The sequence below is a fragment of the Candidatus Njordibacter sp. Uisw_058 genome, assembly GCF_047730065.1.
Lineage (GTDB): Bacteria > Pseudomonadota > Gammaproteobacteria > Pseudomonadales > Balneatricaceae > Njordibacter.
The window spans coordinates 2,157,549-2,172,087 of sequence record NZ_CP159829.1 but is presented as its reverse complement, the minus strand read 5'-3'; the positions used below and the strand labels follow the sequence as shown (position 1 = coordinate 2,172,087).

At 39.0% G+C, this 14,539-nt stretch carries 8 protein-coding genes; 6 read left to right on the top strand and 2 right to left on the bottom strand.

Annotation, left to right across the window (positions count from 1 at the left end; all coding sequences use genetic code 11):
• Positions 1–454: 454 nt before the first annotated feature.
• The 4 genes from ABXT59_RS10125 (at position 455) to ABXT59_RS10110 (ending at position 9,662) form a co-directional block, all read left to right on the top strand.
• A complete protein-coding gene (locus ABXT59_RS10125) occupies positions 455–4,993 on the top strand; it encodes an AAA domain-containing protein (RefSeq protein WP_443635992.1) in 4,539 nt (1,512 codons plus the stop codon).
• An 809-nt stretch (positions 4,994–5,802) separates the two neighbouring features.
• A complete protein-coding gene (locus ABXT59_RS10120; RefSeq protein WP_443635991.1) occupies positions 5,803–6,204 on the top strand; it encodes a hypothetical protein in 402 nt (133 codons plus the stop codon).
• Positions 6,205–6,525: 321 nt separating this feature from the next.
• Positions 6,526–8,715: a helicase associated domain-containing protein gene (locus ABXT59_RS10115; protein ID WP_443635990.1), complete on the top strand. Its 2,190-nt coding sequence runs from the start codon at positions 6,526–6,528 to the stop codon at positions 8,713–8,715.
• Positions 8,716–8,837: 122 nt separating this feature from the next.
• Positions 8,838–9,662, top strand: coding sequence for a hypothetical protein (locus ABXT59_RS10110; protein ID WP_443635989.1), 825 nt, complete (start codon positions 8,838–8,840; stop codon positions 9,660–9,662).
• On the opposite strand, the gene ABXT59_RS10105 is transcribed toward ABXT59_RS10110, so the two are convergent.
• Complete coding sequence (locus ABXT59_RS10105) at positions 9,663–10,871, bottom strand: tyrosine-type recombinase/integrase (RefSeq protein WP_443635988.1); 1,209 nt, start codon at positions 10,869–10,871, stop codon at positions 9,663–9,665.
• 482 nt (positions 10,872–11,353) lie between these two features.
• Between ABXT59_RS10105 and ABXT59_RS10100 the strand changes: the two genes are divergently transcribed.
• A complete protein-coding gene (locus tag ABXT59_RS10100; RefSeq protein WP_443635987.1) occupies positions 11,354–12,322 on the top strand; it encodes an alpha/beta fold hydrolase in 969 nt (322 codons plus the stop codon).
• A 98-nt stretch (positions 12,323–12,420) separates the two neighbouring features.
• Here ABXT59_RS10100 and ABXT59_RS10095 read toward each other — a convergent pair whose 3' ends face one another.
• On the bottom strand, positions 12,421–13,347 hold the full coding sequence (locus ABXT59_RS10095; RefSeq protein WP_443635986.1) for a LysR family transcriptional regulator: 927 nt from the start codon (positions 13,345–13,347) through the stop codon (positions 12,421–12,423).
• A 175-nt stretch (positions 13,348–13,522) separates the two neighbouring features.
• On the opposite strand from ABXT59_RS10095, the gene ABXT59_RS10090 reads away from it, so the two are divergent.
• The gene (locus tag ABXT59_RS10090) at positions 13,523–14,533 is read left to right on the top strand and encodes a TAXI family TRAP transporter solute-binding subunit (protein WP_297823928.1); all 1,011 of its coding nucleotides are present in this window, start codon (positions 13,523–13,525) and stop codon (positions 14,531–14,533) included.
• Positions 14,534–14,539: the final 6 nt, after the last annotated feature.

Sequence of the window (14,539 nt, the reverse complement as noted above, 5' to 3'; positions counted from 1 at the left end):
AAACCTAAGTATTGCCAACGTAACACATCTCATTAATGTTAGTTTCAAAATTATAGTTCAGGTAACGATTTAACTGCACCTGACTGCCAGAGTATTTATTAGCACCCAAACTGCCAGCCTTACCTACTCTAAACCCTCTCTAACATCAATTAAGCACCTAGAGTCATACTGTAAGCCACGTTCGCTCGTCCAGCATCGAAACCCTAACAATGGTCATTAGCTCTTCTTAGAAATTGCCGCAAGGCTTAAATCAGAAGTCTTTCCTATAGATAAAAAGTTATAACTGAAGTAGTGTTTATATTACTTATTACTGATTCATTATGAAATCGATGATTGAGAAAAAGAATAGCTGTCTATTAAAATAATAATGATTGACTGAATTATTTAATTGTTATGTCTGCTTTAACGTTTCTCTAGAAATAATAATACATTTAGTTCACTAAGGAACAGCGGGATGAATGAAGACAACAACGAACTCCTTTATACAGAAAGTGTCAAAAAGGATCCTACCTTTATTGAGTCACTTGCGCAGTATTACAGTGATTTTCTTGCAACTGATTTCAAAAAGGGAAGCTTACCAAAACGCCGGTTTCAAACTCAGGATACTAAAGGACGTCGCGCAGGGATCACACTAGAGAAATTCCCTAATTTTTTGCCAATTATTAATAAATTATTTTCGAAAAAGTTTAATCCCAATAGTACTATTAAGATTAAACCAGGAACTCATCAAATCACGTTGCCAGCTACCGTTGTCGCTGCGATTGAAGCTGAAATAAAAAATATAGATTTTGATGAACTGAATTCTAAAAATGACAAATCTGGGAACAATTATCAGTTAGCTATAGGTAACAAAGAGGCCGATCTAGAATCTGAAAATGAAAAATTTATAACGGATTTACAGCGTAATGTTGGCGCTGTGATTGGTGCTGAGTTGCTCAATAAACTGGAGCCAATATTCCGGAAAAGTGCTTCTAATTTAGTAGATGCTTTAATTTCTGTGGACGAAGATTTAGCACACTTGATTGTTTCCCCAATTGAAGCAACACTTCCTTCTGTTTTATACAAATTAATTAGTGATCAAGATGATGGCCCACTTAAGGAAGTTCTTGATGAGATCTTCAATAAGAATAGGATAACTGAACTTCTTAAAGAATACTTTAGCACATTCTCAGCCGGTGATTTGGCAACAGAAATACGTGAACTCCACACAGTAGAGCAGTTAGATGATAATCTCGAATTTTATCTCTATTTTGGTAATGCTAGATATAAGAACAATTCCTTTCCACTTTTCTATATGCCTTTTAAAATTGAATACGAAAAATCTGAAGCAACGCTTAACTTTGAGCCCCGCATTCTGGTTAACAAAAAGGCCATAGATTACTTAGCCCACATAATTCAAGACGCTACAAACACAAGGCGCGCAAGTCCTATTAAAGACCGGATAATATATCTGGAACCGGCCCAAACAGTGTTTGAACAAATTAACGATATTTTAGAGCCTATACTGCGCTCATTTCAGTTTGAAGGAGATCTATCATTTTCAGGAAAAAGGGAGAAACTTACCAATTCAGAAGTAACGATTGTAAATTCATTAAATTTTGCATTATTCGATAAATCTGATGAGTCGATGCTCACTGATTATGAAGAATTGCTTCAGAAAATTGAGGAAAAGAGTGGGGACTTATTAGGTTTTATAGATGAACTTGTTGACAGTTTTTTAACAGAGAATCCGACAACAATTACAAATCAGATTCATAATGAATGGGAAGAGGCTCCGGTAGAAAGACGGCTGGTTTTTGATTCACCTATTCCACTAGCAGAAGAACAACGAAAAATATTAGCTGCACTCAACAATCCTACGGGGAGATTTGTCACTGTTGAAGGGCCTCCCGGAACCGGCAAATCACACACTATATCCGCGATAGCATTTGAAGCTATTTTAAAGGGGCAATCCATTTTAGTTTTGTCTGACAAAAAAGAAGCACTGGATGTTGTCGAAAACAAGCTTAATGACACGCTCTCAAAGGTCAGGCCTTCAGATGACTTCGTGAACCCCATTTTGAGATTGGGCAGAGTTGGTACGAATTTTAAAAAAATTCTAAGCAAACAATCCATAGAAAAATTGCGTGTACAACACCAGGAAAGCAAAAAAGGGCGTAGTAAACGAGAGGAATATTACGCTGCTTCTAAGACAAGGCTCATGAATAGTATAGAGGAAAAGTCTCATCGGGTTGAAGAAATCGATATATCATCTGTTATTGTACATGAACAAAAAGCAAACGCTTTTATCGCTAAATGGGAACGTAAATTCCCTAAATTCAAAGAAATTTTTGATGCTGTGGGGGACCAATATGCCAATGAAATATCTTCTATAGAATTCCTATTAACGTTGAGGGACTCTTGCATAAAAATTGACCCTCAAATTATAGAATTTTCCAATGAGTTTGGTGGAAATGTCAGTGGCTTTAAAATGGCATTGAAGTTTGTTTACCGAGTCCGAATTCTGGCAGATGAGACAAGAATATTTAAGATTGCACCAGACATTGATTATTCAAAATTATCTGTCTTGAGGAGTAAAATTAATGAGATAAAATCGTCCAAGGGTTTTTTTGGATATGCATTTGCGAAGAAACAAATTAATGTGATTAGAAACTCAATTCATCAGTTGGTTGGATATAATCCTCGCGAATCCGAAGGGGATAGAATCATCGCGGAGATCCAAGGTTTGTTAGATCTAGCTAATAAATTTTACTTACCGTTTTTCATAGAGTATGAATCATTAATTTTCAAAGCCCTTGATCTCAAATTAAGCCACTCAATCGCTCAACATGATTATTATCATCTCCAGAAAGCTTTAGCAATTTTACAGGCAGCCATAGATAACAAAGACCTACCATTTCTGGGAAAGGATGAAAGTATTTTAGAGATGCTGACAGATTTCAACAATGAATCAGTTGATTTTTATGACGACTTTGTGGGACTAAGGAACAAGAAAAAGGAAATAGAGCAACAGTTTCTAATGCCCAGCTACAATTATGCGGGACGAAAGCGTGAAATTGAAAGCTACAACGCACTTAAACTTGCCACTGAAATTGATAGCAGAGTAATTGATTTTGCTCACAACCGTAAAAATGACGCTAAAACTATATCTGAAATCATCTCTCAGAAAAAGAGATTTCCAAAAAAGTTATTTGGAACATTGTTGGAAGGATTTCCATGTATGATTTGTAGCTTGAGAGATTACGCAGAATATATTCCTTTAGAGCGCGAGCTCTTTGATATTATCATCATCGATGAAGCTTCTCAGGTATCAATAGCTCAGGCGTTCCCTGCGATTATTCGAGCTAAAAAAATGATCATTCTTGGTGACCGAAAACAGTTTGGAAATGTGAAGACGTCAAACGCATCGAAAGAACTCAACACCTCATATTTCACAAAGGTTAAAGCTGCTCTTAAAAGTGAGCGGATGGAGTTTGAATCTGACCTAGAAATTCGTGTGGAAAAGCTCAATATTGGTAACTCTATTCTCGATTTCATGGAGAATTTAAGCAATTTTGACATCATGCTTAAGAAACACTTCAGGGGCTATCCTGAGATGATTTCGTTTTCCTCGAAGTATTTTTATAATAACTCACTTCAAGCTATGAAAGTGCGAGGTAAGCCAGTTGATCAAATACTCAAGTTTGTTGAACTGGAACATGATGGTAAGACAGATATTTATAAAAATACAAATGAGCAGGAAGCTCTTCACATTTTGGACATGATCCTGCAACAGCTTGAAAGTCAAGACCTAAGAAGTGTTGCTGTCATCACTCCATTTACAGAACAGCAAACGCTAATTTCAAAATTATTCTCTAACCATGCCAAGTATGAAGAGTTTAGCAAGCTATTAAAATTTCGGAGTTTTACTTTCGATTCATGTCAGGGTGAGGAGCGTGATCTTATATATTACAGCTTTGTTGCAACACCAGATAAAGATAAGTTATGGGCTGTTTTACCCAAAAAAATGGATGCACAGGATGAAGAAGAATTAGACCGCAACAAGAAGCTTCAGCGCATGAATGTAGCTTTCTCTAGAGGTAAAGAAAAACTGATTTTCGTTCACTCAAAGCCAATCTCAGACTTTTCTGCAGGGAAAGAGGCGCTCAATCATTATAAAGATCAACTTGAGCGAGCTAAACATCAACCTACGAGTGCTGATGTTGACCCACTCTCTGAGGCAGAAAAATATGTACTGGAGTGGATAAAGCAATCAAAAGTTGTTCTTCAGCATAACCCTGAAATACAACCTCAATTTGAGATCGGTAAATATCTTAAAATGCTCGATGTTAAATATCAGCATCCTAAATACCGTGTAGATTTTCTACTACGGTTTTGGATTAAGGGCACACAGCGAGACATTATCATCGAATATGATGGATTTCAATTTCATTTTGATAACCAATCTGAAGTTGATGCTGGCAATTGGCGTCAATATATGAGGGCAGAAGACGTAGAGCGCGATCATATTCTTGAGTCGTATGGTTACCCAACTATACGACTAAATAAGTTCAATACTGGCGAAAATCCGATCGAGACAATAAACGATCTGATTGAAGAAGTACTTAAGAATTTTGAGGATCCAGGGGATGCCTTTACTAAAGAAGTTATTACCGGTACTGCTTTAGCTCACGAAGGTTTACAGAATAAGACCTTTAAACATTGTAAAAAGTGTGAACAGAATAAACCCATATCGAAGTTTGAGAATCCAAACCGCGTTACTGGTTACAATCTGTATTGCAACGTTTGTAAACCAGTTGCACTTCCTAAAAAAAAGAAGAAACCCACAGTACCAGACGGAAAGAAAAAATGCCCACGCTGTAAAGATAACTTTCCGCTAACTGAGTTTGTTGATAAGAGCAATCCATCAGGAAAACGAAGTTACTGTGGGAAATGTAAAAAAATATCAAATCGCAATCAGGCAGAAAGGGCTCGGGCATGGCACAACAAATAGCACTACCTTCGGTTGCTTAAAAAAATGCTAGGACTGACTTACCTCGTGAGTTAAATTAGTGTTTTAGAAATGAAACAGGGATGCTTTTATAGTAAAAATAAGTCATCTTTTTAATGAAAATATTGGTTAGGGCAATTAGGGGGTGGTAAATGGAACGGCTTGGCTTTGTAAACGGCAGTATTATCTATATTAATATTTTGATCTTTTCGTTTTGGAATGACAGTTTTTTTTATTCGATTAGCAATTACTTAAACCTTCACCAGCTCCTAACACAAATTTTGGTTACTATCACAATTTCTATAATTTATTGGTACTTATCAAAACTTTATATTGATAAAATATGGAATGAATATAACAGTTCTCAGATAAACAGTACCTTTACTTTTACTCAACTAATAGCAGTCCCACTCCACCACTTTCTAGTCACGCTTCTTTTATCGTTCAACCTACTACTTCTCTACGAAGTTTTGGACATATCACTTAATTTAGACAGTCGGTTAGGCCAAGTCATTTTGATCACGCTGGTCGGATTGCCAATAACGGTCTACATCTACTTATCAGATAAAATTCATAAGAAAGTAATTTCGAAAGTAGTTGAGGAATTTTAAAACGATCCAATTGGTTTCAAGACTGTTAGCAGAAAATTTGGCAAAACCAAAAGTTTAGGTAGTAAGGTTGAAGAGAGAGCATAGAACATCGCTAGCCGTTGTTTAGAGAGTGGCTATATGAAATGTTAACAGACCTTATATTGAAGTAATGTGAGGGGAACTAATAATGTTAAACCAATCAAGCATTGCTGGACATTGCCAGTGAACATCGGCGGTGAGGTAGGTTCATCATCTCCTTCAATCAAAGTCATTATGAAGGATGAGTTTGTAGACGATGTGCTTGCTCTTCTTAAATTACTCACTGCACGAAAAGGTTGGAATAATGAGGCAAGGTTAAATCAGGAAAAGCTGTGGGCGTTATTAGAAAGTAAAGGCTATATTGACTTTACAGGCAGTTATAATGATTACATCGCTTCAGCAATCGGAGATTCTTACCTTTATGATGTGCCAATGTATAAGCGTGGATATTTATCAAAATTTAGAGGGAAGCGTATTCGGGTTGTTTGCGTTGCTAGCGGGCCGCACAGATATAGAGCTTACATGGCAGGATTAGTAGGTGAAACACCACCTGATAAACTTATTACAAAAGTGCAACGTAAGTAGTCCAAGATGACATAAGGTCATAGTAAACTTATTTCTAAAACACTGTTCTAATTCCCTGATCGGATCAGTCTGATACGCACCCAGTTTAATAGACACTCCAATCCGTTACATTCCATAAAGGCTATCAAGAAGATTTATAGAAGGTAACGGCTAAGGTATCAAAGACTGCTTTGCTCAGAATATAGATATCAAATTAGAAAGTAAGATGCCTTATATGGAGAGTAATGGTAAGCCTGTCTCAATGGGTATTGAGAACGTTTTTAGTGGACTGGAGAGTGACTGTGATAAAATACTTAAGTTGTTTAGGGATGGGGTTTAGTGATGGTCAATAGCCTTTTATATATATTTATTGCACAGCTAGTTCTAGTTTTGTTATGGGTGATATTTAACAAATATAAGGCAGCTAAAAAAGGTGATCAACAGCATGAGCAAAAAACTAAGGAAGATAAATCTCATGTTGTTGGGGTATTAAAAGTAGACCACAATGCGGAGGCTGCTACTAATGCAGACCAAGATCCTTCGCCGTTGCCACCTGAAAAGACACATAAAGATTTGGCAACAATGCAGGACAAGGACAATAAAGTGTCTGGGAGGCTGCTTTTAAAGCAAGATCCGAATAAGTTCTTTGAAGATTTGTTACGTCGAGTAGAAGGGAATTCCTGCGGGAAATTTGTTTGTACGACTTGTGGTGGTCAAGCCTTACCCATAATCAGAGGGCTCAAGTGCACAAAACGCAAAGACATCTTTGATTACCTTTGCCAGATAGGGTGGGACAGATACCATAATTCCCCTGGTACAAAGGCGTTTAATTATCTTGGCCATTTATTTAAACGGCTGCTGGAGTCACAACAAAAGGAAGTTCTTCTAAAGTGGGAAGATGAGATCCTTATTAGTCAAGATGTGAGTATGTTAACTTTTCTATGGTTTATCTCGTCAGAATTTACCAAACAGTGGGGTGCACGTGCAGCTCCTACGGAGTTACAAAGTCATTATGAAGACAGATATGACAGATATGTAGTCGTTGATACTGATGTGGTTTTTGATGAGCTACTGAAAATCAGGTTAAACGAGCTAAAATATCACTCTACGATAACACATAGCAGACACCTCTCTTGGCGATCCAAGTCAATAAGCTTTCTAGGTCATATCAGATTCCTCTTTCAGCGGCTATCAAAATCACAACAGGCAGAGGTTCTTCTAAAATGGGAGGATGATGTTTTGAATGATGAATATTCAGAGACCCACTTCTTAGATTTTGTTGGATTTATGTTTGCGTTCTTTGAGACTAATGATTTAACGAAATCCTATCAGCTTAGGAGGCAAGCTGCTCACTTTGGGGTAGGATTTAAACACCTTGTCGCTTACAAAGAGGAGTTTGGTGATTGCTGGGTGCCCAGTTTATTCAAATCTAAAGCTATCTATTTTGACTTGGGTGGGTGGGTCGATGAACAACGTTTAAAGAAAGAACAAATAACACCAGAGCAATTAAACCGCCTTAACGAGTTAGGATTTGTATGGGAGAGCGACATATGGGAACGGGGATTTAAACACCTTGTTGCTTACAAAGAGGAGTTTGGTGATTGCTGGGTGCCTAGTTTATTTAAATTTAATGACTATAACTTGGGTATTTGGGTCAATGAACAACGTTTAAAGAAAGAACAAATAACACCAGAGCAATTAAACCGCCTTAACGAGTTAGGATTTGTATGGGAGAGCGACATATGGGAACGGGGATTTAAACACCTTGTTGCTTACAAAGAGGAGTTTGGTGATTGCTGGGTGCCTAGTTTATTTAAATTTAATGACTATAACTTGGGTATTTGGGTCAATGAACAACGTTTAAAGAAAGAACAAATAACACCAGAGCAATTAAACCGCCTTAACGAGTTAGGATTTGTATGGGAGATCGTCAATTGGGAACTGGGATATAAACACCTAGTCACTTACAAAGAGGAGTTTGGTGATTGCTTGGTGCCTATGTCATTCAAATCGTCTCAATTTAACCTAGGCAGTTGGGTAAACAAACAACGTTTAAAAAAAGACAAATTAACAACCGAGCGGTTGGACCAGCTTAGTGAGTTAGGGTTTGTCTGGGGTCCAATGGGGAGGACCAATGACCTCCACTGGGAAGATTTTCTTAAGTACCTTGTCATTTATAAAGAGGAGTTTGGTGATTGCTTAGTGCCTAGTCCATTCACATTTAATGACTATGACTTGGGCAGTTGGGTAAACAAACAACGTTTAAGGAAAGACAAATTAAAACCTCAGCGTTTGGAGAGTCTTAACGAGTTAGGTTTTGTATGGGATATATCTAACGCTCAATGGGAAGATGGATTTAAGTATCTTGCCACTTATAAGGAAGAGTTTGGTGATTGCTTAGTACCTATCTCATTTCAATCTAATGTTTATAGATTAGGTGGATGGGTAAGCAAGCAGCGGGGACAAAAAGAACGATTAACACCTGAGCGGATTAAACGACTTAATGACTTAGGGTTTGTCTGGCAGGTTTAATAGTAGAAATGAAAGCCCCGACTATTCACAGACCTTAAAACATTCTTTGCAGCCAAACTCTCAATAAGTACTGGTAATGGAAGAGCATGGTGATTAGTACTAATTTATAAGGAATGGATGATATGGAAAACGAATTTATCTTACTCTCTATAGCATTGATTATATTAGTTATTTGGTTAAAGCGCGGTGTTTGTAGGGAAACAGATGATAAGCACAAGGTAAAAAGCGCCCAGTCGTGGCGAAAAGAAGCTGTGGGTAATATGAAAATTAACGACTACGCAGATATATTTGATTATTGGCAAGACTCAAACCTAACAAGATTAGAAGAAAGTTGTTTTGAGCAAGATGTTCATAAAGAGGATTTGCCTTTTTTAACAGCCAAGATGGCCGAAGAAAAAGGGGCCAAATTAAGTTTTGATTTTAAGGGAAGGATACCAAGCCCTTGGGATGGAAATTTAAAAAGTGCAAAGATTGTCATTTGTTATGCAAACCCTTTATCTGATGTTGATGACGTCAACAACAAAGCTAAAATGCTAAAACAGCTTTCTGGTAGTGCCTCTTTGCCTACTGATATAAGGGCTTGGAATGACTGGTATGAAGAAAAAAAGTTTGGGCGTTTGGGGGCATTTAAAAATTCAAATACAATATCTGTATTCAATGTATGTCCCTATGCTTCAGAAAACATGAGCGATATTAATTGGAGAGTAGCATCATGTTTGCCAAGTGTTTGGTGGGCTCAAAAACATTTGCGAGAAGTTCTAATACCAATGGCTTTAGATAAAGAAATATTTCTTGTGATAGCTCGTGCTCACAAATATTGGGGCATTTCGTCTTGGGATAATATTGATTTATTTAAAGAAGGAAATATACGAATACAGACTAATAGAGGTGGCTTTATTAAGGAAGACGTTGCAAGAGATTTCATAAAGTGGGAAGGCAGCAGTTAATTACTCATTATCGAGTAGATCGTCTATAAATGTAGCCCATTCCGCCATCATCTTAACTCTAGTAGGCATTAGCTGTGCCTTGTTATAAGTATCTCTTACCACATTCTGAGTTACGTGAGCCATCTGCAGCTCTATAGCGTCAGCAGGGTATTCAAGCTCATTTAACATGGTACTAGCCGTATGCCTAAAGCCATGGCTTGTCATAAAGCCAGTACCAAAGGCTTTGCCTGTTCTAGGGTCAATCATTCGTCTAATGGCGTTGGTGGTTGCGCTTTCACCTATAGGCTTGTTCTTCCCTATGCCGATGGTTGACATAAACACGTACTCGAGCTCACCTGTGTGCTTGTGTGCTTCTTTTAAGATAACCAGAGCTTGGTCTGCAAGAGGGACTTTAAGCTCCTTACCCATCTTCATGGCTTCCTTGGGTATGGTCATCAAAGCTGCATCAAAATCAATGTACGCCCACTTCATAAAGCGGATGTTTTTAGGTCTCAGGAAGACTAACGGCATAAGCTTTAATGCAAGGGTGACTGCTGTGTCTCGATCAGGATCTGGCTTGTAAATTTGTTGGAGTAATATTTTAAAATCATCAACGCTTGTGATATGTCCAAAGTTAGACTTGGTTTTAATGTCTGGTATGGGTATGAGTTCGGTTAACCCACTAGCAGGGTTAGCTTCAATGTCACCCAGTATGAACGCTTCGTTGAATACCTTACGCAGTATGCCAGCCATGCGGAAGGCTGTTTCCCTTGCGCCCCTGTTAGTCATCTTTTCGATAATTTTAAACAGATCTCTAGTTGTATAGTTAGTAAGACATCTATTATCCATATAAGGGTATAGGTTTTTCTCAATTCGTTGGACTAGATCTTTTCTAGTGGATTCAGCTAGGTTCTGTTTGCTGAGCCATGCTTTGCAGCGAGCACTAAACAGGATGTTGCTGCTGGCTCCTTGGTTCTTTATGGTTGTAGGGTTAGCCCCGGTCTTTGCTAGCCGCCTAGCGGCTGTATGTGCCTCTCTAGCTTCTGCTAGGGACGTCTCAGGGTATGTACCTATTGTATGGGTCAGGCGCTTGCCACCTAGCCTGTAATCGTATTTCCATGCCTTGGATCCAGTGGGCCGTACAATCAGAGATAACCCACCTTGATCGCTTAACTTGTATTGCTTGTCCTTGGGCTTTGCATTCTTGATTTGAGTGTTTGTAAGGGCCATTTGATACCACTCCTCAATATAACGAGACCGTCATCGAGACCGTCAAAAGTAGTGGATAGTATAATACACAAATCACAGTAAATACATTAAACTGTTATAAAACAACGGTATGTAAGTATGTAGTGGACAGTATGATACACATAATACATATGAATGGCGTTTCTCGGGCGCGCCATTATTCAAAAATAAAGCATTCAACGTCTGCCTTCTTCCATCATCAATTAAGCACCTTGTGGCCCATCTGAGGACTGCATTCGATCATTTAACACTGTAACGCACCCAACGTACATTAGCTCTGCTTAAAAATTGCTGCAAGGCTAAAAATCAGAATTCATCCTTTATCTATAACAATCTTACGTTGGCAGTGTCTATTATAAAGCTTAAGTTGTTCGAGGTGGTTATGCTGAATTTCTGCATTAGGGTTGTTTGTTTGTTGAGCGCTTCGTTGATTGCGACGCACGCATTGTCTCAAGGTATATAAAATGTCTAGACTTCTCAAGTACTGTTTATATCTGTTGTTATTGCTTATGACCCCCCTAGTAATCTATGTTTATTTAAACATAGCTCCAGATAAATCTGTTGAAGAACTTAGCCAACGATGGGGCCATGAACCCTCTCAATTTTTAAATATCGCTGGCATGAATATTCACTTAAGAGACGAAGGCCCAAAGACTGACAATGAACCCATAGTTTTAATACATGGCACAAGTGCGTCATTGCATACTTGGAATGGTTGGGTTGATGCATTAAAAGAAAACCGCAGGGTTATTCGTTTCGATTTACCCGCATTTGGGTTAACTGGGCCAGATCCAAAAAATAATTACAGAATTGAGCGCTACGCTGAAGTAGTTATAGCAGTGCTAGACGAGCTAAAAGTTAAAAAAGTCGTATTGGGAGGTAATTCTTTAGGTGGTCATGTTTCTTGGGCAACTGCTGTGCTGTATCCTAACAGGATATCTAAATTAGTATTAGTAGATTCCAGTGGATACACTTTCCAGCTTAAATCAGTTCCGCTAGCATTTCAATTAGCACAACATCCCCTAACCAGGGTGCTGTTAAAGGATGTTTTACCTAAATCACTAGTAGCGGTTAGCGTTAAAAATGTATATGGCAACCCTGATTTAGTTACTGACGAGTTAGTTAACCGATACTACGATTTATCTCTTCGAGAGGGTAACCGTAATGCGTTAAAGGCACGGTTTGAACAAATGTCACCGGGATTTTTAGTAGATAAACTTAAAACAATTAATGTCCCCACGCTTATCATATGGGGAGGGAAAGACCAGTTGATTCTTCCCAAGTTTGGAAAACAATTTAATCAAGACATAGCTAACAGTCACTTGGTTGTTTTTAAGGATCTAGGTCATGTGCCACACGAGGAAGATCCTCAAGCAACCGTATTAGCAGTAAAGCTCTTCTTGAAAGGGAATAAATGGAAGCAAAGTTACTAATGCCATTTTTTGGCATTAGAAGGTCCATAAGACCTTTTCCAACAGGCTCTGTCGCTATCACATAGCTGTGATATGAATATTTTATTAAACTCACTAAGCTATACAGGTTCGGTTAAAATATCCTGTACATATTGCTGCCAGTTATGTAAAAAATCTTCCGCAACTAACGATATAGGTAGGTGGAGCGGCGTTAAAATGCCAATGCTATAGCTAGTGGCTGGCGCAAAAGGTCGAAAAACAACCGTTTTGTTGGTTGCTCGTTGCTGCATAAGTTCATAGCCTCGAGCGCTTAATTTATCTAGTACCACACACGCTTGACCAGCGGCTACATATTCAAGCAAAGGTATAAAATACTGAGCGGTAAAGCGGACGTTAAAGTTTGCACCCTGTTCATGGAATGCGGCTTTAATATTTTGTACTACTTTCACTTCTGAGTGCAGCGACCCCATTGGTACATTGTTCAAATGGGTTGGTGTAATGGTGGCTTCTGCTGCGAGAGGGTGGTCAATAGGTAGGGCGCAAACACATTCCGAAGTGAAATTCATACTATTAAAAAGCTGACTATCCGCAACACTGAAGTCTATGTCGCAAAAGCCAATATCGTAGGTTTGAGAGGACATTAAGCTGCGAATATGGGGACTACTTCGAGTAGCTATAGCTATTTTAACGTCTGCTTTTTGTGCTACATATTTGCTGATGAAATTAGGTAATAAAAATGACGAAGGGCCAGGCATAGATACAATACGAATTGAACCTTGAACTCGCTCACGCATCAAGGCAATATTTTGCTGTGTAGTGCGGCAGCGATCCAAAATTTCTACTGCTTCTGTGAGTAAATAGTGGGCTTCAGGCCTGGGTACTAAACGCCGGCCTTCACGTTTAAACAAAACGATATCCAAGCTATTTTCAAGATTTTTTAAGCTAGCAGTGATCGCTGGTTGAGAGCGATGTAAGGTTTTTGCGGCGCCATTAAGAGAACCGCTTTTCATAACTTCTCTAAACACCTTAAGCTGTTGTATATTCATAATATCCATATCAATAAAATCTTTAAAAATACCACTTTTTTGAATTTGTGTATATCCACCTCAGGTAATAGACTGTTAAGCGCCATGATTAACTCATGCCACTCACAGACAGAATCAGCGCCTAAAAGCTTGAACTCTGGTTGTATAGAATTAAAATAACAAAAGGATTACCCATATGAAATTACTTCGACAACTCACCGGCATAGCGATGGCATGCACTTTTTTAAGTGGTTCCGTTGCTGCACAGGAAATGACCTTCTTCCGCATCGGTACAGGTGGTGCTGGGGGCACTTACTTCCCCATTGGTGGCATCATTGCTAACGCGATATCCAATCCACCGGGATCGCGCGCCTGTGATAAAGGCGGTAATTGTGGTGTGCCAGGATTAGTAGCTATGGCCCAATCTACCAATGCCTCGGCGCACAACGTAAATGCAATCCAGGCTGGTCAAATGGAAGCAGGTTTGTCGGGAGCTGCCACCTTGCATTATGCATATAACGGTGTCGGTAAATACGAAGGCAATGCCAAACCAGACCTACGTATTATTGCTAACCTATACCCTGAGGACCTGCATTTGGTATTGCCAAAGGGTAAGACTTTGTCTGGCTTGAGTGCCCTCAAGGGTAAACGGGTAGGTATTGCACAAGCTGGATCTGGTACTCAAATCGCTGTTGAGTTGATCATAGCTGATCATGATGTGAACCGTGACAACATTGACGAAGCTGAGTTGGGTAACAATCAAAGTGCGGAACGCCTTGCTGATGGCCAACTGGATGCTTACTTTTACGCAGCGGGAACCCCAGTTGCTGCTATGATCCAGTTGGACAGTACTAAAGGCATGGAGCTGTATTCCTTTACCGAAGCCGAGGTGAAGCAAGCCAATAAATCTGTACCTTACTACATCCCCTCTTCCATCCCTAAGGGCACTTATGCGGGTGTTAACTACGATGTAAATACCGTTGCAGTAAGTGGCATTTTTGTGACCAACGCAAATCAAGATGAAGAGTTGATCTATCAAATAACTAAAGCCATGTGGTCTAAAACTGCGCGTAAGTTGCTTGATAACGGCCATGCTAAGGGCAAGGTTATAACCGTTGAAACTGCTCTGGATGGAGTAGCGGGTATTGGTGTGCCATTGCATGCCGGTGCAGAACGTTTCTATCGTGAAATGGGATTAATAGATTAACCTAGG